The organism is Massilia frigida, assembly GCF_011682175.1.
Classification (GTDB): Bacteria; Pseudomonadota; Gammaproteobacteria; order Burkholderiales; family Burkholderiaceae_D; genus Telluria_A; species Telluria_A frigida.
This window is the reverse complement of the sequence record NZ_WHJG01000197.1, coordinates 1-347: the sequence shown is the minus strand read 5'-3', so window position 1 is coordinate 347 and position 347 is coordinate 1. Positions and strand designations below refer to the sequence as shown.

Genomic DNA, 347 nt, shown 5'->3' with positions numbered 1-347 from the left:
CTCTTATCGACTGTTGAATTTAGAAGAAACAGTAGCAGTGTCCAAGTCGGGGCTGTAGCTCAGCTGGTTAGAGCACCGTGTTGATAACGCGGGGGTCGTTGGTTCGAGTCCAACCAGCCCTACCAGTTCGTTGAAGTTGTCTGTAAAAATCATCTGGCTCTGCCAGGGATTTTTACCTGGCTCCAAACAAAAGTAGGTTTGTACTTTTGTTTGATGAACGCTTGGGGGATTAGCTCAGCTGGGAGAGCACCTGCTTTGCAAGCAGGGGGTCGTCGGTTCGATCCCGTCATCCTCCACCACTCTACTTAACTCTTGAAAGTACAAACGTAAGTCAGCGCAATCGGCGC

Annotated in this window: 2 tRNA genes; both read left to right on the top strand. The window is 49.9% G+C overall.

What is annotated here, in order from left to right:
• Positions 1-48 precede the first annotated feature (48 nt).
• Positions 49-125, top strand: a tRNA-Ile gene (locus tag F2P44_RS34665).
• Between the two features lie 98 nt (positions 126-223).
• Positions 224-299, top strand: a tRNA-Ala gene (locus F2P44_RS34660).
• Positions 300-347: the final 48 nt, after the last annotated feature.